This window comes from Niallia circulans NBRC 13626, from assembly GCF_001591585.1.
Lineage (GTDB): Bacteria > Bacillota > Bacilli > Bacillales > Cytobacillaceae > Niallia > Niallia circulans.
The window spans coordinates 1-25,432 of sequence record NZ_BCVE01000020.1 but is presented as its reverse complement, the minus strand read 5'-3'; the positions used below and the strand labels follow the sequence as shown (position 1 = coordinate 25,432).

Annotated in this window: 27 protein-coding genes; 23 read left to right on the top strand and 4 right to left on the bottom strand. The window is 34.7% G+C overall.

Annotation, left to right across the window (positions count from 1 at the left end; translation table 11 throughout):
• The first annotated feature begins 10 nt into the window (after positions 1-10).
• The 8 genes from mltG to BCI01S_RS19255 all read left to right on the top strand — a co-directional run bounded on the left by mltG (position 11) and on the right by BCI01S_RS19255 (position 8,468).
• Positions 11-1,159, top strand: coding sequence for an endolytic transglycosylase MltG (gene mltG / locus BCI01S_RS19290; protein ID WP_082138417.1), 1,149 nt, complete (start codon positions 11-13; stop codon positions 1,157-1,159).
• Between the two features lie 306 nt (positions 1,160-1,465).
• Entirely contained in the window at positions 1,466-2,107 is a 642-nt protein-coding gene (locus BCI01S_RS19285; RefSeq protein ID WP_047944028.1) for an O-methyltransferase, read from the top strand.
• A 2-nt stretch (positions 2,108-2,109) separates the two neighbouring features.
• Positions 2,110-3,039, top strand: coding sequence for a peptidase U32 family protein (locus BCI01S_RS19280; RefSeq protein WP_061800773.1), 930 nt, complete (start codon positions 2,110-2,112; stop codon positions 3,037-3,039).
• A 21-nt stretch (positions 3,040-3,060) separates the two neighbouring features.
• Complete coding sequence (locus BCI01S_RS19275; protein ID WP_047944030.1) at positions 3,061-4,329, top strand: peptidase U32 family protein; 1,269 nt, start codon at positions 3,061-3,063, stop codon at positions 4,327-4,329.
• A gap of 5 nt (positions 4,330-4,334) precedes the next feature.
• Complete coding sequence (udk, locus tag BCI01S_RS19270) at positions 4,335-4,970, top strand: uridine kinase (protein ID WP_047944031.1); 636 nt, start codon at positions 4,335-4,337, stop codon at positions 4,968-4,970.
• Between the two features lie 392 nt (positions 4,971-5,362).
• A complete protein-coding gene (gene greA / locus BCI01S_RS19265) occupies positions 5,363-5,839 on the top strand; it encodes a transcription elongation factor GreA (RefSeq protein ID WP_061800772.1) in 477 nt (158 codons plus the stop codon).
• 95 nt (positions 5,840-5,934) lie between these two features.
• The gene (locus BCI01S_RS19260; RefSeq protein ID WP_061800770.1) at positions 5,935-7,698 is read left to right on the top strand and encodes a peptidoglycan D,D-transpeptidase FtsI family protein; all 1,764 of its coding nucleotides are present in this window, start codon (positions 5,935-5,937) and stop codon (positions 7,696-7,698) included.
• 131 nt (positions 7,699-7,829) lie between these two features.
• Positions 7,830-8,468: a DUF1510 family protein gene (locus BCI01S_RS19255; protein WP_053215773.1), complete on the top strand. Its 639-nt coding sequence runs from the start codon at positions 7,830-7,832 to the stop codon at positions 8,466-8,468.
• Between the two features lie 38 nt (positions 8,469-8,506).
• Here BCI01S_RS19255 and BCI01S_RS19250 read toward each other — a convergent pair whose 3' ends face one another.
• Positions 8,507-8,719, bottom strand: coding sequence for a YrzA family protein (locus BCI01S_RS19250; RefSeq protein ID WP_061800767.1), 213 nt, complete (start codon positions 8,717-8,719; stop codon positions 8,507-8,509).
• A gap of 232 nt (positions 8,720-8,951) precedes the next feature.
• On the opposite strand from BCI01S_RS19250, the gene BCI01S_RS19245 reads away from it, so the two are divergent.
• From BCI01S_RS19245 to BCI01S_RS19220, 6 genes are all read left to right on the top strand, one after another.
• The gene (locus BCI01S_RS19245; RefSeq protein ID WP_061800766.1) at positions 8,952-9,602 is read left to right on the top strand and encodes a class I SAM-dependent DNA methyltransferase; all 651 of its coding nucleotides are present in this window, start codon (positions 8,952-8,954) and stop codon (positions 9,600-9,602) included.
• Position 9,603: 1 nt separating this feature from the next.
• Positions 9,604-10,296, top strand: coding sequence for a 5'-methylthioadenosine/S-adenosylhomocysteine nucleosidase (gene mtnN / locus BCI01S_RS19240; protein WP_061800761.1), 693 nt, complete (start codon positions 9,604-9,606; stop codon positions 10,294-10,296).
• A 136-nt stretch (positions 10,297-10,432) separates the two neighbouring features.
• The gene (gene cysK, locus BCI01S_RS19235; protein ID WP_047944037.1) at positions 10,433-11,356 is read left to right on the top strand and encodes a cysteine synthase A; all 924 of its coding nucleotides are present in this window, start codon (positions 10,433-10,435) and stop codon (positions 11,354-11,356) included.
• On the top strand, positions 11,357-12,490 hold the full coding sequence (locus BCI01S_RS19230; RefSeq protein WP_047944038.1) for a bifunctional cystathionine gamma-lyase/homocysteine desulfhydrase: 1,134 nt from the start codon (positions 11,357-11,359) through the stop codon (positions 12,488-12,490). It abuts the gene before it with no gap.
• A gap of 180 nt (positions 12,491-12,670) precedes the next feature.
• A complete protein-coding gene (locus tag BCI01S_RS19225) occupies positions 12,671-12,910 on the top strand; it encodes a YrhC family protein (protein ID WP_082138418.1) in 240 nt (79 codons plus the stop codon).
• Between the two features lie 695 nt (positions 12,911-13,605).
• Entirely contained in the window at positions 13,606-14,145 is a 540-nt protein-coding gene (locus BCI01S_RS19220) for a nucleoside/nucleotide kinase family protein (protein WP_061800758.1), read from the top strand.
• A gap of 555 nt (positions 14,146-14,700) precedes the next feature.
• Here BCI01S_RS19220 and BCI01S_RS19215 read toward each other — a convergent pair.
• Entirely contained in the window at positions 14,701-15,504 is an 804-nt protein-coding gene (locus BCI01S_RS19215) for a helix-turn-helix transcriptional regulator (RefSeq protein WP_047944040.1), read from the bottom strand.
• Positions 15,505-15,637: 133 nt separating this feature from the next.
• Here BCI01S_RS19215 and BCI01S_RS19210 point away from each other — a divergent pair, with 133 nt between their 5' ends.
• The 3 genes from BCI01S_RS19210 to BCI01S_RS19200 are packed head-to-tail and all read left to right on the top strand — an operon-like array spanning position 15,638 to position 18,717.
• Positions 15,638-16,798 (top strand): Gfo/Idh/MocA family protein, encoded by a 1,161-nt coding sequence (locus BCI01S_RS19210; protein WP_047944041.1) that lies wholly within the window; start codon positions 15,638-15,640, stop codon positions 16,796-16,798.
• Positions 16,799-16,824: 26 nt separating this feature from the next.
• Positions 16,825-17,562, top strand: a complete 738-nt coding sequence (locus BCI01S_RS19205; protein WP_047944042.1) for a ThuA domain-containing protein — start codon at positions 16,825-16,827, stop codon at positions 17,560-17,562.
• A 51-nt stretch (positions 17,563-17,613) separates the two neighbouring features.
• On the top strand, positions 17,614-18,717 hold the full coding sequence (locus BCI01S_RS19200; RefSeq protein WP_047944043.1) for a Gfo/Idh/MocA family protein: 1,104 nt from the start codon (positions 17,614-17,616) through the stop codon (positions 18,715-18,717).
• Positions 18,718-18,843: 126 nt separating this feature from the next.
• Here BCI01S_RS19200 and BCI01S_RS19195 read toward each other — a convergent pair whose 3' ends face one another.
• Positions 18,844-19,632, bottom strand: a complete 789-nt coding sequence (locus tag BCI01S_RS19195; RefSeq protein WP_047944044.1) for a MerR family transcriptional regulator — start codon at positions 19,630-19,632, stop codon at positions 18,844-18,846.
• 474 nt (positions 19,633-20,106) lie between these two features.
• Here BCI01S_RS19195 and BCI01S_RS19190 point away from each other — a divergent pair, with 474 nt between their 5' ends.
• From BCI01S_RS19190 to BCI01S_RS24925, 5 genes are all read left to right on the top strand, one after another.
• Entirely contained in the window at positions 20,107-20,358 is a 252-nt protein-coding gene (locus tag BCI01S_RS19190; RefSeq protein WP_061800755.1) for a hypothetical protein, read from the top strand.
• 482 nt (positions 20,359-20,840) lie between these two features.
• Positions 20,841-21,164 carry a cupin domain-containing protein gene (locus BCI01S_RS19185; RefSeq protein ID WP_047944105.1) on the top strand — a complete coding sequence of 108 codons (324 nt, stop codon included), beginning with the start codon at positions 20,841-20,843 and terminating at the stop codon, positions 21,162-21,164.
• Between the two features lie 949 nt (positions 21,165-22,113).
• Positions 22,114-22,254: a YrzI family small protein gene (locus BCI01S_RS25655; RefSeq protein WP_095258117.1), complete on the top strand. Its 141-nt coding sequence runs from the start codon at positions 22,114-22,116 to the stop codon at positions 22,252-22,254.
• A 26-nt stretch (positions 22,255-22,280) separates the two neighbouring features.
• Positions 22,281-22,433, top strand: a complete 153-nt coding sequence (locus BCI01S_RS24930; protein ID WP_082138420.1) for a YrzI family small protein — start codon at positions 22,281-22,283, stop codon at positions 22,431-22,433.
• 21 nt (positions 22,434-22,454) lie between these two features.
• A complete protein-coding gene (locus BCI01S_RS24925) occupies positions 22,455-22,592 on the top strand; it encodes a YrzI family small protein (RefSeq protein ID WP_082138421.1) in 138 nt (45 codons plus the stop codon).
• Positions 22,593-22,809: 217 nt separating this feature from the next.
• Here the strand turns inward: BCI01S_RS24925 and BCI01S_RS19180 are convergent, their stop codons facing one another.
• Positions 22,810-24,741, bottom strand: coding sequence for a fructose-bisphosphatase class III (locus tag BCI01S_RS19180; protein ID WP_061800753.1), 1,932 nt, complete (start codon positions 24,739-24,741; stop codon positions 22,810-22,812).
• A 350-nt stretch (positions 24,742-25,091) separates the two neighbouring features.
• On the opposite strand from BCI01S_RS19180, the gene BCI01S_RS19175 reads away from it, so the two are divergent.
• Positions 25,092-25,432 (top strand): sigma factor (locus BCI01S_RS19175; protein ID WP_047944106.1); only part of this gene is annotated, 341 nt, incomplete at its 3' end.

Sequence of the window (25,432 nt, the reverse complement as noted above, 5' to 3'; positions counted from 1 at the left end):
AGGGAAAAGATTGACGAATAATAAAGACGAGAACAATACAATAAATAGTAAGAAGGAGTTATTTATAGCTAATTTAAATCAGAGACAACAAGAAGCCAAATTAGTCAGAAGAGTCGTGGTCATTGTTGCCTTAGTATTAATTATGATTGTAGCAGTGGTAGGGACGTCTGGTTATTTTTACATAAAATCAGCATTAAAACCAGTTAATCCAGATAGTGATAAAGATATTGTAGTGGAAGTTCCGATCGGTTCTGGCGTGAGCACTATTTCTCAATTACTGGAAGATAAGGGGCTCGTAAAAAATGCAAAGGTGTTTAAATATTATGTGAAATTTAAAAATGAGTCGAACTTCATGGCTGGAGAATATCATATGAATCCATCTATGTCGATTCAAGAGATTATTGACAGCTTGAAAACCGGAAAAATTATGCAAGAACCTGTCTTTACCATGACAATACCTGAAGGAAGACAATTAAAAGAAATTTCCGCTATTATCGCGAAGAAAACAAATCAAAAGGAAGAAGAGATTTGGAAACAATTAAACGATGAAGCGTTTATCAAAGGGTTAATGGCCAAATATCCAGATTTACTAACAACAGAAATTTGGGCGAAAAATATCAAATATCCGCTAGAAGGCTATTTATTTCCTGCTACTTATTCTTATTATGAAGAAAAGCCAACATTGGAAGCGATTATTTCCGTTATGCTTGATAAAACAGAAAGTGTAGTAAAAGCATATGAAACGGAAATTGAACGAGATAAATTAACCGTCCATCAATTTTTAACAATGTCTTCGTTAATTGAAGAAGAGGCAACCAAAAATGTGGATAGAAAGAAAATTGCCAGTGTGTTCTATAATCGTATCGAACAAGGGATGCCATTGCAAACAGACCCGACGGTACTTTATGCATTAGGAGAGCATAAGGATAGAGTTTATTATAAAGATCTAGAGGTAGATTCGCCTTATAATACCTATCAAAATGTAGGCTTACCACCTGGACCAATTGCCAATGCAGGAACTGTTTCTATGGAAGCAGCACTGCATCCGGATGATACAGATTATCTCTATTTCTTAGCTTCGAAAGATGGAAAAGTGTACTTTTCTAAATCGCTTAATGAACATAATGAATTGAAAGCAAAATATATTACGAATGACTAACATTCTTCACCAAAAAACTACAGTCAAACAAAAAGATGTTTGGACTGTAGTCTTTTTTTAAAATTACGTTATATTGTTCGAAAAATTGTCATCTTTTATGTAGATTGCTGTTGATATCTGAAGATTTATTAGCATTCTACTATATTTTATGATAAAATGGTACAAGTGTTTTTGAGTATACCTTTAATGAAATACCCAAATTATATACACTTTTTTGATGTGTTAGGTTCTTAATAAGAAGCTAACTATTTTTAGGTAGAAGACAAAAGGATAGGGCTTTATGGATTAATTAGGAGGGACTCATCCTTGCAAAATAAACAAATCCTGGAGTATATTGAAAATTTAATTCCAGAAAGAAATAACCAGATAAGTGAAATGGAACAATATGCGAAACAAAATGAAGTTCCCATTATGGAGTTAATAGGGATTGAAACATTATTACAATTACTACGAATTCAGCAGCCTAAAAAAATATTAGAAGTAGGCACGGCGATAGGATATTCGGCAATAAGAATGGCGGAAGCATTACCATCGTCTCAAATAGTTACGTTGGAAAGAGATGAACAAAGGTATTTAGTAGCGAAGGAAAATGTCGAAAAGTTTAAGCTTGAAGCACAAATTGTCCTATTACAAGGTGATGCCCTTGAATTAGGTTCTATAGTTCAGCAATATGGGCCGTTTGATGCTATCTTTATCGATGCTGCAAAGGGACAGTATCAAAAGTTTTTCGATCTTTACAGTCCGTTTTTATCGAATGACGGAATCGTGTATACAGATAATATATTGTTTCATGGTTTAGTGGCAGCAGAAGAGATAGATAGTAGAAACCTTCGTCAATTAGTACGTAAAATAAGAAATTATAATCAATGGCTTATGGGAAATCAGGATTATCACACAGCAATCTTGCCTGTGGGAGACGGTATTGCAATTAGTAAAAAGAGGGGATAAGAATGAAAAAACCGGAATTACTAGTAACGCCAACCAGTATAAACGATATAGAGCCGCTTATTGATAATGGGGCAGATGCTTTTGTTATTGGTGAACAAAAATTTGGTTTGAGATTAGCCGGTGAATTTAATCGGGACGATGTAAAAAAGGCGATTGAAATCGCACACCAAAGAGAGAAAAAAGTATATGTGGCTGTAAATGCAATTTTTCATAATGATAAAATTGAAGATGTAACAGAATATCTTCGGTTTTTAGTGTCTGTAAATGCGGATGCAATATATTATGGGGATCCAGCTGTTTTAATGCTTGCCAGAGAAGTTGCACCAAATATAAAACTGCATTGGAATACAGAAACAACAGGGACAAACTGGTACACGTGTAATTATTGGGGACGAAAAGGTGCAAAAAGAGCGGTCCTTGCAAGAGAAATTAGCATGGATGCCATCATTGAGACGAAAGAAAATGCAGAAGTGGAGATTGAAATCCAAGTTCATGGAATGACAACGATGTTTCAATCAAAACGTACTTTACTAGAACATTACTTTCAATATCAAGGGAAAGAAGTGGAATTGGAAGCAAGCAAATCAGATAAGAACTTCTTCTTGCATGATAAAGAAAGAGAAAACAAATACCCGATTTTTCAGGATGAAAATGGGACACATATTATGAGTCCAAATGACATTTGTATCATTGATGAGCTTTCAGACCTATTGGATGCTGGCATTGATTCATTTAAAATCGACGGTCTTTTGAAAGAACCAAGCTATATTCTTGCTGTTACTGGACTATATCATCAAGCAATAACTTTGTATTTAAATGATCCAGATCGATATGAAGAAGAAAAAGATCATTTACTTGCTGAGATAGAAAAAATTCAACCACCTAATAGACCATTGGATACAGGATTTTTCTTTAAAGAAACGGTTTACTAAACAAGTGGAGGAGAAGGGAAAATGACATTAGTTAAGGATCCTATTTCTGAAATAAGAGATGGAAAAAGAGTAATTGTAAAGAAACCGGAACTGCTAGCGCCTGCTGGTAATTTAGAGAAATTAAAAATTGCTGTTACATACGGTGCAGATGCTGTCTTTATTGGTGGACAAGAATATGGACTTCGTTCGAATGCTGGAAACTTCACTTTTGAAGAAATGAAAGAGGGAGTGGAGTTTGCTAAGAAATATCAAGCCAAAATATATGTTACTACCAATATATTTGCACATAATGAAAATATTGACGGTTTAGAAGATTACTTAATGGGCTTAAAGTCAGCAGGTGTACATGGAATTATTGTGGCAGACCCATTAATTATCGAGACATGCCGTAGAGTAGCACCTGAAATAGAAGTACATTTAAGTACACAGCAATCTCTTTCTAACTGGAAGGCAGTTCAGTATTGGAAGGAAGAAGGATTAGAACGGGTTGTGCTTGCTCGTGAAACAAGTGCAGAAGAGATAAAAGAAATGAAAGAAAAAGTAGATATTGAAATCGAAACGTTCATTCATGGCGCAATGTGTATCGCATATTCTGGTCGTTGTACATTGAGTAATCATATGACTGCTCGAGATTCTAACCGCGGCGGTTGTTGTCAATCATGTCGCTGGGATTATGATTTGTACAAGCTAGATGGTGCGGAGGAAAAGCCTTTATTCTCTGAAGGTGATGCTCCTTTTGCGATGAGTCCAAAAGATTTAAAGCTTATCGAATCTATTCCACGTATGATTGAACTAGGCATAGACAGTTTAAAAATTGAAGGTAGAATGAAATCCATTCATTATATTGCTACAGTTGTTAGTGTATACCGAAAAGTGATTGATGCCTATTGTGCAGATCCAGATCATTTTGTCATTCAAGAGGAATGGCTGAGAGAACTAGATAAATGTGCAAATCGAGATACAGCACCTGCCTTCTTTGAAGGTCAGCCAGGGTATAAAGAGCAAATGTTTGGAAATCATAGCAAAAAGACCACTTTTGACTTTGCTGGTTTAGTGCTCGATTATAATGAAGAGACAAAAATAGTAACATTACAACAAAGAAACTTCTTCAAACAGGGGCAGGAAGTGGAGTTTTTTGGTCCAGAAATTGATAATTTTACAATGGTTGTTGATAAAATTTGGGATGCAGACGGGAAGGAAATCGATGCTGCAAGACATCCCTTACAAATTGTTAAATTTAAAGTGGACCACCCTGTTTATCCAAATAATATGATGCGAAAGGAGCTTTAATCAGCATGCAGCCGAAACCAGTAGTTATTGGTGTCGCAGGTGGCTCCGGATCTGGAAAAACAAGTGTGACCAAAGCTATATTTGACCATTTTAAAGGACATTCGATTTTAATGATCGAACAGGATTATTACTATAAAGATCAATCTCATTTACCATTTGAGGAAAGATTAAAAACAAATTATGACCATCCATTAGCATTTGATACAGAATTATTAATTGATCATATTCAAAAATTATTAGATTATGAAGCGGTGGAAAAGCCAGTATATAATTATGCTATGCATACTCGCTCTGATGAAACTATCTTAGTTGAACCTAAGGATGTAATCATTGTGGAAGGTATCCTCATACTGGAGGATGAAGGTCTTCGTGATTTAATGGATATGAAGTTATTTGTTGATACAGATGCAGATTTACGCATTATCAGAAGATTAATGAGGGATATCAAAGAAAGAGGTAGAACGATTGACTCTGTAATTGAACAATATGTTAATGTAGTTCGTCCCATGCATAATCAATTTATTGAACCAACCAAAAGATATGCAGATATTATAATTCCAGAGGGCGGTCATAATCACGTCGCCATTGATCTTATGGTTACTAAAATTCAAACAATTCTTGAACAAAAATCACTTTTATGAAACAATAGATAGTATTCATGCAAAATTTCTGACAGATAGGCTGTTCCATTATAGACAGCCTATTTTTCCAAATATGGATTATGTAGGAAACCAATGGGGTAAAATAACGGGATGAGTAAAAGAAGCTTTCTGTAATGATATTTGATTATTTATAACCTATTGTTAATTTAACAAAAATCACTAATTAGTGAAAAAATGTTAAATCATTACAGACAATCTAATAGAAAATGCTTTCTTTTTTCTTCAATCCGTATTAAACTCATTCTATTAGAAAAAAAAAGCGCGTCCATTTCTAAGTTGTCGTGCTATTATCTTTAAATACATATTTATTAGGGGTTTTACAAATAGCTTCATGGCTATTCATTAATCCCATACTTGAAGGAGTGAAGATTTTGGCAATCGAAAAAGAATTTCCAATGACATTAGCAGGTAAAGAAAAATTAGAACAGGAACTAGAACAGTTAAAAACAGTTAAACGTAAAGAAGTTGTAGAACGTATTAAAATTGCACGTAGTTTCGGTGACTTATCCGAAAACTCAGAGTATGATTCTGCAAAGGAAGAACAAGCCTTTGTGGAGGGACGTATCACTACGATCGAAAATATGATTCGAAATGCGAAAATTATCTCGGAAGATGAGCTGGATCGCGACACGGTTTCCCTTGGTAGTTCTGTTACATTCGTCGAGCTTCCAGACGGTGAAGAAGAAACATATACAATCGTTGGTAGTGCGGAAGCAGACCCATTCGAAGGGAAGATTTCAAACGATTCTCCAATTGCTAAAAGCTTAATTGGCAAAAAAGTTGGCGATAAAGTAATTGTACAAACTCCAGGTGGAGAAATGAATGTACAAATCATTACAATTAAATAAGTAATTTAATGGAATGGATAACCGAATAAAAAGTTATCACTGACTTGTTTATAAATGAGACACCTCGTCAACACTCTTGATGAGGTGTTTTATTTATGTGGAGAAAAAGAATAGTTGGCATCGGTATCCTTTTTTTATTTGCTTTATGTATATTGCTAGGAAGGCTAATACAAGTGCAGTTAATAGAGACAAATCATTTTACCAAGCATAATATTAATTTGGTGGAAGCAAGTGTAAAACAAAGATCACAAGAAATGCTTTTGGATAATGGTCGTGGAACCTTTCTTGATAAACATGGAAATTCACTTACACATCAGACAAAAGCAGTTTTAATATTATTTCCTTTTTTAAATAAAATGGATTGGGATAGCAAAAAAGTAGCGGATATTATTGGGACAAGTGAATACAATGTAAAGAATAGCATAATCGATGCAAAAGATCCGGTAGTCTTTGGAGGAAAGGAACCATTGGAATTAACAAGCAGGCAGATGTCTGCTATCAATCAACTGAAGATTCCAGGTGTTTTTGCAGCAGAGAAAAAGTTTCATATCAATAATACTATCGCTGAACAACTGCTAGGAATCACTGGTCAAAATGAAGAGCAATTAGGAAAGCGATATCCTGATAGAAAGCTGGGGGGTTCAACATTAATTGGATTAACAGGCTTAGAAAGAAGCTTTGATGAATTTCTTTTGCCTGATGGCGAATCGAAGCTTGTCTATCATGTGGATGCAAAAGGAGGACCACTCTTTGGCTTAAATGTTAAATATGTGGAACCAGCAAATCCCTTTTATCCTGTAAATGTACGCACCACCATAGACACGGATTTACAGCAGATGGCAGAAGACTTGGTAGATGAGCAAGGCATAAAGAAGGGTGGACTAGTTCTGTTAGATCTAGAGGATAATTCGGTTGCTGCAATGGTTTCTAGGCCGAAGATAAATGAAGCAGATCCTTATCAGACAGACGGAGTTAATAACTATATGCTAAAACAGCAGATTGTCGGCTCTGTCTTTAAAACAGTCATTGCAGCAGCTGCAATCGATCATAAATTGGATGATAACAATAAGCAATATGATTGTAGCAAGAAGATCAATGGCGAAGAAGATTTAACATATCAGCATGGGATGTTAAACTTTACAGAAAGCTTTGCGGTTAGTTGTAACAATACTTTTGGGACAATAGCGAAGGAGTTAAGTGATATCGATGAGAATTTAATCGAGGAATATGCAGCTAAATTATCGTTGACTAGTCTAGTGGGGTGGCGAGGCAGTGTTTTTCATTCTACTGATTTTAAACAGTTTAGTGGCGAAGAAATGGGAAGAGTTTTTTTGAATGAGGAAGCGAAAAGGGATAAGAACTATGTTGCATTAACGGGAATCGGACAGCATGAGGTACGGGTTACACCATTAGAAGTGGCAAATATGATGGCGACTATTGCTAGAGGAGGAGAAAAGGAAAGTGTCAGAGTTGTTTCAGATATTCAATACAAAAATGGCACAACCTTTTACTCCTTTGATAAGCAAGAGTTAGATGGAGAAAAAATATCTCCTTATACCGCCTCAAGACTCCAAAAATTACTAAGAGAAGTTGTTACAAACAATAAAGGAACTGGCAGATGGTTTCAAGAGCTACCCTATAAAGTTGCTGGAAAATCTGGAACCGCAGAAACTGGCGTATATAAAGAGGAGAAGCAGTTACATAATAAATGGTTTGCAGGTTATTTTCCTTATGAGAAGCCTAAATATGCCTTAGTAACAGTGAATTTAGATGTTTATTCAGATGAAGGCGGGGTCAATCAACTATTTGCAGAGGTGGTTAAAGGAATCGATAAAAAGCAGAAAAATGCAGCCCCCTAATACTCCGATAGGGTTCCTGCTTTTCTAAAAGTGTACTGCCATGTTAAAATATGTACAGTGAAAGAAGAAAAGTAAGAGTTAAATCAACTTATATAAAGAGGAAATGGAAAGGAAATAGGAGGAGAAACACCTTGAGTAATGAAATAAATAATGAAGGTAAAACAAGATACGCACAACGTTCCAAAAGAAAGAAAACGAATCTTATTTTAAATGGATTAATCGTTGCTGTGATTATACTAATTGTATTCGTATCGTATTCTATTTTTCATACAAATGATGAAAAAAATACAGCTAAAAATAAAGCAAACGAACCGAAATCAGGACAAGAAGTATCGGATGAGCATGAAACAGCTGCTTCGACGACTGAATCAGATAATAAAGAGGAGAACACTACTTCAGAAGAGGAAAAGGAATCTGATGGGGAGGAAATTGTCACAGAAGGCGGCAGTGACTCGAATGTTATTAAAACGATTGAGAATACTTCCTGGCAGCCTGTTGGAACATCCCAAACAGGAGAGCATGTAGCTACTTATTCAGAAGGGGTAGACTGGAACGAACAAATTAAAGCATTATCTTATGCAACCGGCTTAGATAGCGGGAATATGACTGTTTGGTTCCTTGGTAATAACAATCATGATCCTCAGAAGTCTATTGGAACAGTATCATCTAAAGATAAATCTGAAAAATATAGAGTATATATAGAATGGGTAGATGGAAGTGGCTGGAAACCAACGAAGGTAGAAGAAATAAAAGACTTAAATATTCGTTAAACTCGAACTGGAGAATAAAGCTCCAGTTCTTTTTTTGTTTAAAACTGCTTTTTCATTTTAAAATGGACAACGGCTGTGTAATAAGGCCGACCATTCTCTAGTAAAGTAACTTGATGGGCGACAGAGTGTACTGATAGCAATATAGCTTTATTGACTTCTACTTGTTCATTGATTTTTTTCTCGATTGCTTTTAGACTCTCTCCTTCAAAAAACTCTACCTTATCTTCTATCATTTCTAATTGGATATTCATGCTTAAAACTTCCTTTCTTCCTAACAGTAAAAATATCATAACATAAGAAGACAATGGAATAATAATAATACATAAAAACAGTCTGATAAAAGATTGAAAATAGGGAATAAACTTACTATTTTTAACATCTTGATTACAAAAAGAAAGATATGATAAATTAAGAACAAGAAATATTTAAAACCATAGTATACTTATAGGAATTATATATTTAAGATAACAGGGGTGCAATGCTATGGGAAAAGAGTTTCTTGAGATTTTTGAACAATGGGCGGATTCTTACGATGACAGTCTCACTAACAATAAAGAATACGAAGCTGTTTTTCATAAGTACGATTATATATTAAAAATGGTGGCAGAACGCGCCACAGGGCATGTTGTTGAATTTGGGTCAGGTACAGGAAATCTAACTGTTAAACTGATTGAGAAGGGTTTAACGGTTACTGCCATAGAACCATCGCCTGCGATGAGGAAGTTGGCGCTGGAGAAAATTAATACAAAAGCAACAATAATAGATGGGGATTTTCTTCACTTTAAACTAGATCACCAACCAGATACTTTTGTAAGTACTTATGCTTTTCATCACTTAACCGATCAAGAAAAAGAAGAAGCGGTTAAACAGTATAGTAATCTCCTCCCTTTAGGTGGTAAAATAGTGTTTGCAGATACCATGTATGTCACTAAAGATGCGTACAATGAGGCAATTAAGAATGCCAAGGAGAAAGAGCAGCATCATTTAGCAGAAGACTTGCAAAGAGAGTATTATACAACAATTCCCATTCTAACTGAAATTTTAGAGAAGAACGGTTTTTCCACATATTTTGAGAAGATGAACGACTTTGTATGGATGATGGAAGGGGAAAAAATAAGCGAAAGAGGTAAGTGAATTGAAAATCGCAATAATCGGTGCAATGGAAGAAGAAGTAACTTTATTACGTGCAAAAATAGCAAATAAAAAAGAACAGACAAACGTTGGATTTCAGTTTATTGAAGGTGAATTATTTGGGAAAGAGGTTGTTTTACTTCGTTCCGGCATAGGAAAAGTGAATGCAGCAATGAGTACAACAATTCTATTGCAAACATTTAAACCAGACTATTTAATCAATACGGGTTCAGCAGGAGGATTAAATCCAACACTTGAAGTTGGAGACGTTGTTATTTCGAATGAAGTACGTCATCATGACGTAGATGCCACTATTTTTGGTTATGAATACGGCCAAGTTCCACAAATGCCAGCAAGCTTTAAGGCGAATGAAAGGTTAATTGCCGCAGCAGAACAAAGTGCAAAGGAAATTGGCAATCATTCTGTAGTAACAGGTTTAATTACAACTGGTGACTCTTTTATCAATCAACCAGAAAAGGCAGCCTTTATTAAATCAAAATTTGAGAATCTTCAAGCTGTTGAAATGGAAGCAGCTGCAATCGCTCAGGTTGCTTATCAACATAATATTCCATTTGTTATTATTCGCTCTTTATCTGATATTGCTGGGAAGGAATCCCATTTATCTTTTGACCAATATTTAGAAAAGGCGGCTGTTCATTCAGCAAATCTCGTATTAGGAATAGTTGAAAGAATATAAAGAAGGACAGAAGGGGAAACCCTTCCTTTCTTTCTTTTTAAATGCGAGTAAACAACTGTGAATAATAAGTTTAAAGAATTTTTTGGTTAGGAAGAAACTTGTTATATAGGGGGAAAATAAGTGGGAGGTGTGGAGTTTGAATGTTTATCGAAATGTACATGAGTTAATAGGTCATACACCAATGCTTGAATTGACTCATTTTTCATTACCTAAAAATGTTCATTTATATGCGAAATTAGAATTTTGTAATCCGGGTGGAAGCATAAAAGATAGACTGGGTTATGAATTAATTCAAGAAGCGATAAAGAGTGGAAAGCTTACTAAAGGTGGAACCATTATCGAGCCTACTGCCGGTAATACAGGTATTGGGCTAGCTCTTGCCGCATTAAATACAGGAATAAAGGTAATAGTTTGTGTTCCTGAAAAATTTAGTATCGAAAAGCAGGAAATTATGAAGGCATTAGGGGCGGAGATAATTCATACGCCTACTTCCTTAGGCATGCAAGGGGCAATTGAAAAAGCGAGAGAGTTGCAGCGGAACATACCTAATGCTTATGTACCAGGACAATTTGAAAATGAAGCAAATCCAAATACTTATTATAAAACACTGGGGCCAGAAATATGGGAGCAATTAAATCATCAGGTTGACATATTTGTTGCTGGTGCTGGCACAGGCGGTACTTTTATGGGAACAGCCCGCTATTTAAAAGAACAAAATCCAGCTGTCAAAGCGGTAGTAGTAGAACCAGAAGGCTCTATTTTAAATGGTGGGAAAAGTGGACCACATAAAACGGAAGGAATTGGGATGGAATTCATACCAGCCTATATGGATACCCGCTATTTTGACCAAATTTATACCGTTTCTGATTTAGATGCATTTGAGTATGTGAAGCTTGCAGCTCAAAAAGAAGGTTTGCTTGTAGGAAGTTCCTCTGGAGCCGCTTTATATGCCGCTGTACAGGAAGCGCAGAGAGCAGAAAGTGGCAGTAATATCGTTGTAGTTTTTCCAGACTCAAGTGATCGTTATATGAGCAAAAAAATATTTAATGGAGGGATTTAAATGAAAAGAAAAACAAAATTAATACATGGTGGAATTCCTGGAGACCCGCACACAGGAGCAGTCAACGTTCCGATTTATCAAGTAAGCACTTATAAACAAGACGGAATTGGCAATCATAAAGGCTTTGAATACTCTAGAACTGGAAACCCTACTCGCCATGCATTAGAAGAGCTTATCAAGGATTTAGAAGAAGGTACAAGGGGCTTTGCATTTAGTTCTGGTATGGCGGCAATTACTGCGGTTATGATGCTATTTAAGAAGGGGGATCATATCCTCTTAACAGACGATGTATATGGAGGAACCTTCCGTGTGATGACAAAGGTTCTAAATAAGTTTGGAATAGAGGCAACCTTTATTGATACAAGTGATATTAACAATATTCAAGAGGCTATAAAAGAAAATACAGTAGCTTTGTATATTGAAACACCAACGAATCCCTTATTAAAAATCACAGATATTGAAGCCGTTTCACGAGTCGCAAAAGAAAATGGATTATTAACGATTGTTGATAATACTTTTTCTACTCCTTATTGGCAAACGCCATTAACATTGGGAGCGGATATTGTCCTTCATAGTGCCACAAAATATCTTGGTGGTCATAGTGATGTGGTATCCGGCCTTGTTGTTGTAAAGGACGAAAAATTAGGAGAAGAGCTTCATTTTGTGCAAAATTCAACAGGAGGTGTGTTAGGACCACATGATTCTTGGCTATTAATAAGAGGGATGAAAACACTAGGAATTAGAATGGAAGAGCATGAAAGTAATACAAGACAAATCGTTGCATTTCTAGAAAAACATCCAGCCATTACAAAAGTATATTATCCAGGACTGCCTGCACATCCAAATCATGAAATTAGCAAGAAACAAGCACTTGGTTTTGGAGGAATGGTAAGTTTTGATGTGGGAAGTGCCGAAAATGCTGATAAGCTGTTAGATAAAGTGAAGTATTTTACACTTGCAGAAAGTTTAGGGGCTGTAGAAAGCTTAATCTCAGTTCCAGCAAGAATGACACATGCCTCCATTCCTGCTGAAAGAAGAGCAGAGCTAGGGATAACAGATGGTCTTGTGAGAATTTCCGTTGGATTAGAAGATGTAGAAGATTTAATGGAAGATCTAAAACAGGCATTACAATAATGATTGACAAGAGATTTATGGATAGTAAACCTATTTGTAAATCTCTTTTTTATGGATGAATCGTGATGGAGAACAATAATATTTCCATAATATCACAATTTAGCTATTGATTTCATAAAGCTTATTCTACTATTCCTATGTTATGGTAATTATATAGTTTAGTAGAAAGTAGGGGAAGAAATGGAGAAAAAGATAAAAATTTTAACAGATAAGATATCTGATTATCAGCAATTTGGCACCGTTTTGCTAGCTGTTGGAGCATTTTTTTATATAGGAGTAATTATTCCTAAAATGGATAAGGTAACAGGTTATAATGAGGGCATGCTTATTACTTCGATTGTCTTCTTAAGTGTTTCGATTTTATTCTTTGCCAAAGCGAAGAAATTAAAAAAACTTTTGGATAAATGGAAAGAATCGTGATGGAGAGGAAAAGGATGTTAGACAATGAGATGCCAGCTAAAGCAACACCCGAACTTATAGGAATTGGCTGTGGAAACTTCGTATAATTGTTTGGGTTTTTTATTTGTTTAAAGATTGCTTTATGATGTTTGTTGTTATCACGATCTGCGCTTGAAAGGAAGAGGAGAAGAGGGAGAAGGTAACAGAGAAACGGGCTCTGTGCCCGGAAGGAAGAGAGACCGAGAAAAAAGGTAAAAGAGTGTTTGCTGGTCAATGAAAAGAGACTTGAGATGCTGAACCCCTTTAATTGTTCCTCTGTCGACACCCTTGCGTAAATCCCTATCAAGGTTATTTTGCTCCTCTCTTTATTTCTTTACAATATAATGATAGCAATCTTGGATAACTTTATTCGTATTAGGACCTTCGATAATGTTGATCTTCAAGTTGTCATCACCTCATTAATCTATATGAAGTAATGGCTTGTACTTAGTAGTCTGAAAATTTGACTATTTAAGGCCTTTATTAAGAAAGTCATAGGCTTTGTTTACTAACTATTAGGTTATCCCTATATAACTGCGCTTATTGATCAATTAAAGCAGTTCCTCTAGTGTTGTGTGGAAAATATTCTTATATAATAAACAGGGCAGATTAGCGCAAGCAGGGAAAATTTGGATTAATAAAGAATAAATATATTATTAAAGTGAATGGAGGCCGATATGATAAAAGAAAAAACACAATTTGTTATTGCCATTTCTGCTGTATCTGGAGGAGGAAAAACAACAATAACCAAGCTATTAAATCAGAAATTACATAATTCAAAGATACTGTTCTTTGATGAATATAATTTCAATGGTCCAGATGATATTATTAACTGGGTAGATAATGGAGGAGACGCTAATGATTGGGATGTAAGTCCTTTAATAAAGGACTTACAAGTTTTATTAACGGAATCGCTTGATTATATAATCTTAGACTTTCCATTTTCTTATAAACATAGTCAAGTAAGTAAATTCATTGATTTCTCCATATTTATTGATACTCCATTAGACATTGCATTGGCACGGAGAGTAACTAGAGATTTTTGCAATAGCTCAACGGAGGATATTTTATCGGAGATGAAAAATTACACTTCTAGAGGTAGGCGTGGTTATCTAAATATGCTTGAAACAATTAAACCTGATGCAGACTTTGTTATTGATGGTACCTTACAAGCAGCAGAAGTAATAAATGTTATACTGGATAATTTAAAAAATTAATCTTATCAGTAAAATTATTTGCAGCATTACATGTAAAGTAACCAGGTTCGTTGATTCAAGATGGATTAACGCTATTGGATATATATAAGTCTTCTGGGGAAGAATAGCGCAATATAGTTAATGGTTATCTTTATGAAATTTATAATACTTGTTATTTTATAAGAGGTGTTTAAATGAAAGACAACAAAAGGACAGCCATACTTATTCTCTCTGTTATAATTATCGTTGTAATTGCTTCAAATATTTTAAAGTAATAGATTAAATAACAGAAGAACCGAGCTGCCATAAGTTCTATACAAAGGAAATAAACTTAGTGGATGCTACGAGCTTCTTTTTTATTGTCCTTTATTCCCTTCTATATAGCCGAATGGAAAGACTATTCTTCCTCTTCATCAACTGTTTAAAAATAAGACTGTCCGCAAAAAGTGGACAGTCTTATTTTTCTTTTCCAAGTCCATTTCATTTACTTAAGCAGATCAAAACTTCTTGCGTGGAATGTCAAAAGCACATGCATACAAACTAAAAGTCTCATACCTTAAAACCTTGATTTAGAAATCAGATAGTAAGAAAAGGATCCAGATCACTAAACTGCCGAGGGTGCCTTTCTCGATACTCCTTTGGTGTACATTGTTTTATCTTTAGAAAGTTTCGATTGAATGAACGTATACTTTCATAACCACATAAAAAAGCTATCTCCGAGATATTTTTATCTGAATAAATTAAAAGATAGGATGCATGATTCACTCTTGTTCCGTTTAAAAAATCAACAAAAGACATATTAACATTGTTGTTGAAATATTTCGATAAGTAATTATAATTGTACCCCAAGTTACTAGCGATATTTTTTAAAGAAATGGCTTCGGTAAAATGATTCTGGATGTAAGTTAATAATTTATGTAATAAATCTTGATCTTGCTTTTCTCCTTGAATTAAGCTTGTTTGTTCCATTAGCTCAGATAATAACAGATAAAGAGATGCTTTTTGTTCAAGAAGATTTGCATTATCGTTAAAAAGCGCCTTAGTGAACAGGGTATTGGCTGCCAATGATAGGTTGAAAATCGGATTTTTCAGGGAACTATTTTCTATCATCTTATAAAAAGTGGGGACATATTCAGGCGAAAAGACACAAATATTAGCACGAGAATGAGATTTTGTAATAAATGAATGAATTTCATAAGGCAATATTAATAAAAATTGTCCAGCCCTCACATGATAATTTTTTTGACTAATAATAACTTCCATTTCTCCCTCAAGGAGGAATAATACTTCAAAGCAACGGTGCAGATGACTTGGAAAGTTTAAATCAACCGTTTGATAGTTTGCTATTAAATTAAAATGGTGTGCTTCATATATTAACATACGAAAAAACCATCCTTTAGTGAATACTAAATTTTGTCTAGGATTATATAAGTTTTTACTTGTTGTGTCAAACCTATTGATGATAGATTTATTGGTAACATCGTTATTTTATTATATGAAAAGGAGACACGCTATGGAAAAACTTCGAATTGGAATGGTCGGCTATAAATTTATGGGTAAAGCACACAGTCACGCTTATCGGGATCTTCCACTCTTTTTCCCAAATACTGTTCATCCTGAAATGAAGGTTATTTGTGGGCGAGATCAAAATGGTGTGACAGTTGCAGCCAAACAATTTGGCTGGGAGGAATATACAACCGACTGGAAGAGCCTCCTAGAACGAGATGACATTGATTTAATCGATATAAACGCACCTAGTAATGTACATAAAGAAATTACTATTGCCGCTGCTAAGGCCGGCAAGCATGTTTTTTGTGAAAAACCGTTAGCGCTTACATTGGAAGACTCACGTGAAATGCTTGATTTAGTGGAATCTGCTGGTATCAAACATATGGTTGGATTTAACTATCGCTTTGCCCCTGCTGTTATGCTCGCTAAGAAACTTATAGAAGAAGGACGTCTTGGAGAGATCTATCATTTCCGTGCTTGGTTTTTACAGGATTGGCTTGTAGATCCCAATTTCCCTCTAGCATGGAGACTTCAAAAGGAAATTGCTGGTTCCGGTTCTCATGGGGATCTTGGAGCGCATCTCATAGATCTGTCTCACTATTTAATCGGAGATATTACAGAAGTTATCGGTATGAATGAGACCTTTATAAAAGAACGGCCAATTCCTTCACAGATGATGGGCTTATCAGCAAAAGGTAGTGATAGTGATAAAAAAGCTGAAGTGACTGTAGATGACGCGACACTATTTTTGGCTCGTTTTGCGAACGGTGCTTTAGGAAGCTTTGAAGCTACCCGTTTTGCTACAGGGCATCGCTGTACAAATTCTTTTGAAATCAACGGAAGTAAAGGAAGCGTTATCTTCGATTTTGAACGAATGAATGAGCTACAAGTGTATTTCACAGATGATAAGGAGGATGTGCAAGGATTTCGCCGTGTATTAGCAACTGACCCTTCGCACGCCTTTGCTGAAAATTGGTGGCCGCCAGGGCATACGATTGGCTATGAGCATACATTTATTCACGAGATGGTTGAACTTATGGAATCCTTCCGGCAAGATCGACAGCCTGTTCCGAACTTCCGTGATGGTGTAAAGTGCCAGGAAGTCTTAGAAGCCGTTGATTTATCCATTCAAAATCGTCAATGGATACGAATTTCTGACGTTTAAAAAAAGTTAAGGGAGTTGCTTATACTATGAAAAAAAATGCATTAATCGTTTGGGGTGGCTGGGATGGTCATCAGCCTGAACAGATAGCAGAAATTTTTAAAAGAATCCTCGAAGAAGAGAACTTCCAAGTAGAAGTATCTAATTCATTAGACTCCTACGCAGACAAAGAAAAATTAAAAGGGTTAGATCTAATTGTTCCCCACTGGACAATGGGAGAAATTGAAAAAAAGTATATCTTAAATATTTCTGAAGCAGTAGCTTCTGGTGTTGGTCTAGCTGGATGCCATGGTGGAATGTGTGATTCCTTTCGTAATAATGTTGACTGGCAATTTATGACTGGCGGTAATTGGGTTGCCCATCCTGGAAATGATGGCGTAGAGTACATGGTCAATATAAAACATACTTCTAGTCCACTATTAGAGGGGCTCTCGGATTTTAAAGTTACTAGTGAGCAATATTATCTTCATTACGATCCTGCCGTTGAAGTGCTCGCTACCACCCGCTTCCCGGTTATTCATGGACCACACTCTGCCAATAAAGCAGTAGATATGCCTGTAGTTTGGACCAAACGCTGGGGCTTGGGAAATGTGTTTTATAATTCATTAGGGCATCAAGCTAATATCGTTGCTATGCCAGAAGTTTCACTCATTATGCGCCGCGGATTTCTATGGGCCTCTGAAGGAAAAAAACGTATTGAAAATGTAGACACGGCTTCTAGTTATGAAAACGTACGTAACTATACAGGTATGGGGGACAGTCAATAAGGAAGGATACAGCAAATATTATAAGAAACATAATGAAGCGGAGGATTTCTTATGAGAAAACTTAAAATTGGCATCATTGGTTGTGGAAATATCAGTTCCATTTATATGGAAAACTGCCCGAAGCTTCCTTATCTCGAGCTTGTGGCTTGTGCAGATTTAGATACAGAGCGTGCCCGTTCTCAAGCCGAAAAATTCGGTATACCATTGGCCTATTCCGTTGCAGAACTACTCTCGGATCCAGAGATAGAACTAGTGATAAACTTAACAATTCCTAAAGCGCATGCCTCCGTAAGCATCCAGGCATTAGAGGCCGGTAAACATGTCTATACAGAAAAGCCACTTGCTGTGACACGCGAGGAAGGACAACTAATTTTAGAAGCTGCTAAAAAGCATAATCTTCTTGTTGGTAGCGCGCCAGATACCTTCTTAGGTGCTGGTATTCAAACTGCTGTTAATCTGATTGAGCAAGGAGAAATAGGAGTACCAATTGGTGCATCTGCCTTTATGATTGGCCGTGGTCATGAGCATTGGCATCCAGACCCTGCCTTTTATTATGATACTGGCGGCGGTCCTATGTTTGATATGGGACCGTATTACTTAACAGCATTAGTGGCTCTATTAGGACCGATTAAACGAATTTCTGGTTCCACTCGCATTAGTTATCCAGAAAGAACGATACTTAGCACACCAAAAGCAGGCACAAAATTAAAAGTATCAATACCTACGCATATTTCAGGAGTGATTGATTTCGCTTCAGGTGTAATTGGAAGCATTACAACAAGCTTCGATGCCTTCGGCGGTACATCATTACCTCCTATTGAAGTCTATGGAAGTGAAGGTACATTACTTGTTCCTGACCCTAACACTTTCAGCGGTCCTGTGAAAATAAGAAAACGTGACGAAAAAGAATTTAAAGAAGTTCCTCTTACTTATGGATATACCCAAAATAATAGAGGTCTAGGCGTTGCTGACATGGCCAGAGCAATTATTGAAGGTGGAAAATATCGCGCAAATAGTGATTTAGCCTATCACGTTTTAGAAGCAATGTATGGATTCCATGATTCATCAGATAATGGTCAGCATTATCTGATGAAAAGTACATGCGACCGCCCAAAATCCTTGCCCTTAGAGGGAAAGGAAGAGGAATTCGATTAAAAACACGAGCAAAATAAAAATATCTTCTCCTGTACTTCGAGCTTTTATCGAAGTACAGGGTTAAAATTAAAGACTAAACAATAAATTGCCTTTATCTCCTTGCTGGAGAAAATTTGATGAACGTAATCAATTACTATTATCTTGCCGATTAAGATATACCTTACTGCGAATCAATTCATCCATAGCCTTTCCTATAAACATCTCTTCTTCTTTGTTAAAAGCACTAGGAAATAAGTAAGGATTTGGCTCCTCAAAAGAACCTTCATTATTTTCGAGCTGTTTTCTCGCTACATCATCTAATAGTGGTTCTACTTTAGGTTTCATAACAGATATCATCTCTTCGATGTGTGCAAGAACGTTAGTATCATTAGGTGCCTTTCCTTCTTGAATAAATCGTTTCATTTTACCAGTCCATGTGGCCATTTCCTTTTCTAATTCAAGTTGCACCGTATGCGAGTGTAGCTTATTATGCACCGAATCGGACGAATGTTCACTAATCCAACGATTTCGAGCCTCCTCATTTTTCAAAGCATGAATGAGTACAAGCAACGAATCGTGATTGATGGGTTCGGGTCCGGAAACGATACTTTGAACGCGGGTAATGGCTTGTAAAACCGTTTCAATCTGTTTTCGCTTTTCTTCCAGCATCTGTGCCTGATTGACCAGTGTCATTGCTAAATTTTGCTCCGGTTGCTTAAGATATTCTGAAATTTCTCCAAGTGACAAATCCAAAAACTTTAGTATTAATATTTTTTGAAGCTGAGCGATGGAATTGTTGTTATAGATTCGATGTCCATGTTCTGTGTATCCAGAAGGTTTCAATAGCTCCATCTGATCATAGTGACGCAGTGTTCGTTCAGTGACTCCAGTTAGCTTTGCAAATTCTCCAATAGAGTAATTTTTCTCCATTGACATTTGTTATCACTCCCTTTCATATTGAACTTTAACACTTGACGTTACGTCAAAAGCAAGGGCTTTTTTAATTTTAATTTTATTATTAGGAAAATTTAAATTAATGATTGTCTGTTTATTACCAAATCTGATACATTAGCTGCCAGTAATTACAACATCCAACTAGTTTTTTTATAATACATTGCAACTTTTTTCGAATTTATCATTATTCTTGTTTTTTTTCATTAAAAATAGTTAATATACCTTGTCGTCCCCCTAACATCATTTCTTTTAACTTAGGCTTAAATTCTAATGCATGAGACACAGCATTAATTTCTGGTAATAAGACTAATCACCATGACCAACCAATGATTTCAGTTTACTTTAAAATAATAAAAAACATAGTAAAAAAGATACCAAATAGTAAATCTTCTAATTGCCAAACTTCACCAAATCACTTACAATAAAAGGTATAAATGACCATATTTGGAGGTATTTATGAAAACAAAACAATTTACAATAGGTTATAATTGGGTTGTAACAATCCACGAAGAATATTCCTTATTCAAAGATTTAGCCAATGAATTTAAATACTCAGTTGTTGACTCAGATAATGAAACAATTACTATCTTTACAGTTTCTAATTCTCATGTAGATTTTGAACACACATCTTATAATCTACATCCTGTAGTTGGTTTCGATGACCAACGTACCATTGAAATCAAACATAAACCTTATGAAGAAGAATAAGGCATTGTGCCTTATTTTTTTGTATAAAAAAGACCTCACCAGTTAAGTGAAATCTCTAAAACTTTTGTTTTGGTAGTTTTTTTAATATATATAAAGTGATGTGCCTATTATGAGTAAAAAGAATCAAATTTTAGTTGCTATATTACTTATTATGATGTTAGTTTATTTTATTTGGGGAATGTTATTACCAACCTCTAGCTTATGGCTCAAAATTTTTAATTTATTAATCATGATTGGTTGGGGAATATTATTTTTTCGCATATGGAAAAGTAAACAAAAAGAATAACAAGATTATTTACTTTTCATTTTATTTTTATCTGCATAGGCAGGTTGTTTTAAAAGAAATATATCTAGTAAAATATTCTTCCACCTTTAACATATAAATTACCCATAAAATTTTGTTTAAAGGCTGTTCAGCTGATGAGATTATTAAAGTTCTAAAAATTTAATTTTGAAGAGAGATGATTCACATGGAAAGTTTATTGCAAAAGATTAATTTATTAAATTTAGTTACTGATATAACAGATTATAAGAATTTTATAGTAGCTGAAATCAATGATCATGTTTTGAGAATTGCTGTAATTGATGGTGAATTTCATTGGCATGAACATGACACTGACGAATTATTTATGGTTCTAGAGGGAGAACTCATAATCGACTTAGAAAACAATAAGACTATTAAATTACTACCTGGTGAAATTTTTAATGTACCAGCACATACACAACATAGAACCCGGTCTAATGGTAGAACTGTGAATCTCTGTTTCGAGAAAAAAGATAATGATATAAATGGATCCACTTATTAAGTGCCAATACCTTGATGCAGCTTGAATCAAAAAACGTATGCTCATCCAGATTCCAATATCATAAGCCGATTTCTTTTAGGGAGAATCGGCTTATTCTAACTAAAAATTTTTGAGGTATATTTTTGAATTATCTTTTACTGTTTTGCCATAGCTAAAAAAATAATGATGACAAAAATAATTACAAATACAATTATGATAATATTTAAGCGCTATTTTGAATTAATATTCTTTAAGAACCAAAGGCTTTTTGACTTTTATAATTTTTCTTTATCAGCTTGGTTTGGAAAGGGAAAAGCTGGAGAGATTATGATTGAATATAATTTTCTTTATAATAAAAATTCCATACCATGAATTTTCCATTTTCTAAGAACAGGAGATAAGACCCAAAAAAAGAACTTGAAAAAGACAAATTTGAATGTTGCTACCAGCAAAAATAGAACGTGTTTTCCTTGTCCTCATTCTACAAAAATTCCGCTTGCAATCAGATACTTCCTCAAGTTTTTGGCTCGAAGCCTTGTGAACATACTGCACAATGAAACACATTATTTCTTCCATTTGAACAGCAGGCAGAAATAACAAAAAACCCTAAAAAAGCGAGTGGAATATCCATTTTTTCAAAAAAAGGTTTACAAGATTGGCATTCGAGGATATAATTACCAATGTGAGAACAAAAAAATCGAAGGAGGTTGAATAAAATGATCAGAATTTTACCAGAATTAAACAATGTAGTACTAATTGAATATTTAACGTACACGAATTCAACCGCTTCGGAATGGGATTATTTATCTTAGTTTTCATTTAACTAAAAATATCCAACCGCAGGGTAGTCGTGTCCTGCGGTTTTATTATGCCCTTTTTAAGCCGCAGATCAGTCTATTTGCGGTTTTTTTGTGCACTCACAAGAAAAAAATTCCATTTATGGAAAAATTTAAAGTTAGGAGTAAAAAAGATGACATTAAATCTAATTTTTTTAACAGTTACGTTTAAGAAAAAGCAATATACAAATGCAGAATTTTTACAAGAAATTGAAATGGAAAAGAGAATAGAAGAAAATCGCAGAAAACTACATGAAATGGGCTATAGGTTGTAAAACATTCACGTTTAGGAGGTGAAGACATGACCTTAAATATTTTCTTTATTACCATAACTATAAATAGGAAAAGACCGACGGAAGAAGAACAAAATCATTTACAAAAAATCGAGCAAATATTCGAAGAAACGAAAACAAAGCAAATTCGTTCTGGATATTTTTCGAATTTCCATTACTAATAATAATAGGAGGTAATAACTATGATAATAAATATGCTGTTTTTTACCATTACCGTTCATCCCAAAAAGATGACAGCAGAAGAAATTACTCATCAGCAAATGATTGAAGAAATCATGGAAGAAAATAGAAGAAAACAATATTCAATAATACGTTTCTAAGAAAAATAGAAAAAATATAAATTAAGGAGAGGTGGATAAAAATGTTTTTAATTATTTTACAGAGTCGACAATCAATCTTATGGGCGGATAAAGATACAGACTAACGTAGGAAAAGAAATGTAATGTAACAAGTTCACAAAACAGAAGTTCACCAGAAAGAAGAATACCGAAAAGAACAAGCAGTGGGAAATAGAAAGCCACACTACTTGTTCTTTTCTTATTTTTTTAAATAGCGATACTCTAATAATCGATTTAAATCATTCATTTGCTCTAGTAATTTTTGCCCTACATTTGTTTCAAGTACCTTTTTTCGTTTTAATTCTCTGTCTACTACTCTTTTTACCGATAAGACATCGGTACCATTTTCTAACACATCTTCTTTTGAAGTAAAGCGCTTATGGGCAACCAATTGCATGCCATAGGAATTATATAATAAGGTGTAACCGGCAATTCCTGTTTTGGATTGATAGGCTTTGGAAAATCCTCCATCTATCACAATCATTTTTCCATTCGCTTTAATTGGGTTTTCTCCATTAATTTCCGCAACAGGTGTATGACCATTTATAATATGCCCCTGATCAGGATTTAAATCAAATTCCTCCAAAATATGGCGGCATACCTCTTCGTTTTCCCGTAAGGAGTAGTAAGGATTCTTTTTTTCTTTATGTGTTTCTTTTTCTTTAATAAAATATCGTTCAAATGTAGTCATATCTTTTTTGCCAAATAACGAGGAATTTTCCCCAGTCCATAAATACCAAACTAAATCTGTTGCAAAGTCATCGGTTATTTCAGGATGATTAAAGCTATAACGCAAATAATATTCAAAAAGATCAAATAATTCTTTTCCTCGATAATCTTTCCCGTCAATACACATCGATTTCATTGTTCCATCTTCATTTAATGGAATACAACCATGGATTAATAAATTGCTATTATATCTTAAATATAAACTCCCCTTATTTATAATAAAATGAATATGTTTTGCTAGTTTCTCAGAATGTTGAATCGAAAAAAGCAATTTATTGATTACTTGCTCCTCTTCTTCTAAGAGGAGAGATGGATCTTTCGGATCGATTGTATTAAAACAGGTATTTTCTAGTGAATAAATTCTGCCATTTAAATCAATGGTATTATTCTCATAATCGATTTTTTCTAGAAGCAGGCGGTGGTGCATTTGAAAATCAGGTCGTCTTTTAATAATAGGTATTTCAAGTTTAAATTGAATAATAGAAATAGCTTGATGAATTTTTGTGATTTGTAAAATATTTTCGTCTGTATTTTCTTTGGCATTCATTTTTGGACGAAAAGCTTTATTATCTTTATAATACTTATTTGCTAAGTTTAAGAGCGGACGTAAATTTATCCCATAGGCATCCTCGATAATATCTAAATTATCATATCTAGCACATATCCGAATAATATTAGCAAGACAGACTTTAGATCCTGCATATGCACCAATCCATAGAACATCATGATTCCCCCATTGAATATCCACGGAATGATAATCCATTAATGTATCGATGATTTTATCAGGGTATGGCCCCCGGTCGTATATATCACCAACAACATGCAAATGATCGACAACCAGTCTTTGAATAGTATAGGAAAGTCCGATAATTAGTTTATTAGCTTGTCCCAGTGTAATAATTCTGTTAATAATGCTTGAATAATAATCTGTTTTATTATTTAATTCATTTTTTTCATATAATAATTCTTCAATAATATAAACAAACTGTTGTGGTAATGCTTTTCGAACTTTTGAATTGGTATACTTGGAGGATGCATAAGAAACTAAGCGAATCATTCGTTCAATTGTATCCGCATACCATTGATCCAGTTCTTTTGTATGAACAAATGAATTCACTACTCTTTTCAATTTTTCTTCTGGATAATAAACCAAAGTGGCGAATTCATCGATTTCAGCACTGGAAAGCTCTTCTTTAAATAAATCGCGAATTTTTTCTTTCACATTTCCTGAACCATTTCTTAACACATGTTGAAAAGCGTGAAACTCACCATGCAAATCGCTGACAAAATGCTCCGTTCCCTTAGGAAGATTTAATATTGCGTCCAGATTAATGATTTCTGTTACTACTTTTTCTTCCGAATCATATTTTTCTGTAAGCAAATCTAAATATTTCGTATCCATTTGGTCCACCCCCGAGTAATAGAAAAAAAGTTATTAATATATGTATTATACAAGGTAATAAAGAGAATTTAATAAGATTTTAATAATAAATGGAAAATAATGCATAGCTTCGTATCGAACAAGGAGATCTTCTATGTTCAGCCTGTGAATTACTAGCAGCAAATAGCACCTTTACAGCCTGCCTTTTTATCGTAGAAAGGTATTTCCTGCTGATACCCACTATATGCAGACTATAAACCAAAATAAAATATATTTTCCAAAGTTTATTGTCGTTTGGACGTGCAAAACCTACTCTCTTTTCACATAGTAATGAAGTATAGGCAAATGTCCTTGAATGTGGAGGTGGAAAAATGTCTGGAATCTTATTGTCAATTGGGGCTTTACTCAAAGAATTAGTTTTTCTTGTGTCCTATGTAAAGAATAATGCATTTCCCCAACCATTATCAGCGAGTGATGAAAAAAAATATTTACGATTGATGGCTGAAGGAGATTCGCATGCAAGAAATATGTTAATAGAGCATAATTTACGCTTAGTTGCTCATATTGTAAAAAAATTCGAAAATACAGGTGAAGATTCTGAGGATCTAATTTCGATTGGAACCATTGGACTAATAAAAGGGATAGAAAGCTTTTCTGAAGGAAAAGGAACAAAATTAGCTACTTATGCTGCCCGATGTATTGAGAATGAAAA

Excerpts from the sequence above, each read along its gene's own strand:
- BCI01S_RS19280 (WP_061800773.1), top strand. The coding sequence starts at position 2,110 with ATGAAAAAACCGGAATTACTAGTAACGCCAACCAGTATAAACGATATA.
- BCI01S_RS19275 (WP_047944030.1), top strand. The coding sequence starts at position 3,061 with ATGACATTAGTTAAGGATCCTATTTCTGAAATAAGAGATGGAAAAAGA.
- udk (WP_047944031.1), top strand. The coding sequence starts at position 4,335 with ATGCAGCCGAAACCAGTAGTTATTGGTGTCGCAGGTGGCTCCGGATCT.
- BCI01S_RS19260 (WP_061800770.1), top strand. The coding sequence starts at position 5,935 with ATGTGGAGAAAAAGAATAGTTGGCATCGGTATCCTTTTTTTATTTGCT.
- BCI01S_RS19250 (WP_061800767.1), bottom strand. The coding sequence starts at position 8,719 with ATGAATATCCAATTAGAAATGATAGAAGATAAGGTAGAGTTTTTTGAA.
- BCI01S_RS19245 (WP_061800766.1), top strand. The coding sequence starts at position 8,952 with ATGGGAAAAGAGTTTCTTGAGATTTTTGAACAATGGGCGGATTCTTAC.
- BCI01S_RS19230 (WP_047944038.1), top strand. The coding sequence starts at position 11,357 with ATGAAAAGAAAAACAAAATTAATACATGGTGGAATTCCTGGAGACCCG.
- BCI01S_RS19225 (WP_082138418.1), top strand. The coding sequence starts at position 12,671 with ATGGAGAAAAAGATAAAAATTTTAACAGATAAGATATCTGATTATCAG.
- BCI01S_RS19220 (WP_061800758.1), top strand. The coding sequence starts at position 13,606 with ATGATAAAAGAAAAAACACAATTTGTTATTGCCATTTCTGCTGTATCT.
- BCI01S_RS19215 (WP_047944040.1), bottom strand. The coding sequence starts at position 15,504 with ATGTTAATATATGAAGCACACCATTTTAATTTAATAGCAAACTATCAA.
- BCI01S_RS19210 (WP_047944041.1), top strand. The coding sequence starts at position 15,638 with ATGGAAAAACTTCGAATTGGAATGGTCGGCTATAAATTTATGGGTAAA.
- BCI01S_RS19205 (WP_047944042.1), top strand. The coding sequence starts at position 16,825 with ATGAAAAAAAATGCATTAATCGTTTGGGGTGGCTGGGATGGTCATCAG.
- BCI01S_RS19200 (WP_047944043.1), top strand. The coding sequence starts at position 17,614 with ATGAGAAAACTTAAAATTGGCATCATTGGTTGTGGAAATATCAGTTCC.
- BCI01S_RS19195 (WP_047944044.1), bottom strand. The coding sequence starts at position 19,632 with ATGTCAATGGAGAAAAATTACTCTATTGGAGAATTTGCAAAGCTAACT.
- BCI01S_RS19190 (WP_061800755.1), top strand. The coding sequence starts at position 20,107 with ATGAAAACAAAACAATTTACAATAGGTTATAATTGGGTTGTAACAATC.
- BCI01S_RS25655 (WP_095258117.1), top strand. The coding sequence starts at position 22,114 with ATGACATTAAATCTAATTTTTTTAACAGTTACGTTTAAGAAAAAGCAA.
- BCI01S_RS24930 (WP_082138420.1), top strand. The coding sequence starts at position 22,281 with ATGACCTTAAATATTTTCTTTATTACCATAACTATAAATAGGAAAAGA.
- BCI01S_RS24925 (WP_082138421.1), top strand. The coding sequence starts at position 22,455 with ATGATAATAAATATGCTGTTTTTTACCATTACCGTTCATCCCAAAAAG.
- BCI01S_RS19180 (WP_061800753.1), bottom strand. The coding sequence starts at position 24,741 with ATGGATACGAAATATTTAGATTTGCTTACAGAAAAATATGATTCGGAA.